Annotated in this window: 1 protein-coding gene; it reads right to left on the bottom strand. The window is 48.0% G+C overall.

Annotated features, from left to right (window positions below; all coding sequences use genetic code 11):
• A partial coding sequence (locus tag Q0256_RS03265; RefSeq protein WP_297960008.1) for an ABC transporter ATP-binding protein occupies window positions 1-1,275 on the bottom strand: 1,275 nt, incomplete at its 3' end.
• Window positions 1,276-1,406 lie beyond the last annotated feature (131 nt).

Here is a 1,406-nt window from a genome sequence, read left to right as displayed (position 1 = left end):
CGTGTCGTTGATAATATAGACGCGCTGGCTTACCAGGCCGATATTTTCGCGCAGGCTAGGGATACTAAACTCGCCGATCTCGTCGTTGCCGTTGAATAAAATTTTACCGCTACTTGCGTCGTAAAAGCGCATCAGCAGGTTCACGACCGAGCTTTTGCCGCCGCCGCTGTTTCCGACGAGCGCTAAAATTTCGCCCTTTTTGACGCCAAAGCTTATGTCTTTCAGCGCCGCCTTGTCGCCGTAGTTTAGCGACACGTCGCAAAAGCTCACCGAGCCTATCTCGCCCATCTGCTTGCCGCCTCCGACGATCGTAGGCTCCAAATCTATGAGCTCAAACGTCCGCTCGCTCGCCGCGATGGCGTCTTGCATGTTGTTGTATAACGAGGAGACCTTTTTTATCGGGGTGTAAACCATAAAAAGCGCCGTAAGGAAGCTGAAAAAGCTGCCGATGCTCATTTGACCCGCGATGACCTCCTGGCCTCCGACGATGATCACCACGGCGATGCCCACGGCGCCTAGCATCTCCATGATCGGGCTTACCAGACATGTCGTTACGACCGCCTTTAAATTTAGACCGAAAAATTTCTTGTTTTCGGCGTTAAATTTCTCCACTTCAAAGCTCTCGGCGTTGCTTGCCTTGACGATTTCGATGTTGGAGTAAATTTGACTGAGCGCCGAGGAGATATCGGAGGTTTTCTCTTGAGACTCGCGCGAAATTTTTTTCATCCGCTTTGCAAGGCGCGAGAGCGGATATATCGCGCACGGAAAGACCACGAGCGCGAAAAACGAAAGCTTTGGGCTCTGATAGATCACGACGCCCAAAAGCCCCAAAATCGTAATGATCTGCGTGAAAAAATCGGGGATCATGTTTGAAACCACGACGCGGATACGCTCGATGTCGTTGATCGTGCGGCTGATGAGCTCGCCCGTGCGGAATCGGTTGAAAAAATCCACGTCCAGCCGCACGAGGCTTGCGACGAGCCTATCGCGGAAGCGGCGCACCGTGTCTTGACCGATGAAGGCGGTGAAGTAGTTTTGCATAAACGCGCCGCCGCTTTTCATCGCAAAAACCACGATGATCGCGATCGGAAGCGTATAGAGATACGGCTCGTTTTTTTCGACGAAAATTTTATTTAAAACGGGCTCGACCAGCTTCGCGCTCGCAGCAGTTGCCACGCTCGTCATCACCATACCCAAAATCGCCAATGCAAACTGCGGCTTATAATCCCTAAAATAGGGCTTAAAGCGCGATAGTAAAGTTTTAAAACCGTTCAAATACAATCCTTTTTTATAAAATTTTTAAAATTTAAAATCCTGAAATTCCAAAATTTATGAAATCCCAAAATTCTTGAAATTTTAAAATTTAAAATCTCAAAAATTCTGAAATTTTAAAATTCCTTAAATTT

This window comes from uncultured Campylobacter sp., from assembly GCF_937949835.1.
GTDB lineage: Bacteria > Campylobacterota > Campylobacteria > Campylobacterales > Campylobacteraceae > Campylobacter_B.
This window is presented reverse-complemented; position numbering and strand designations above follow the sequence as displayed.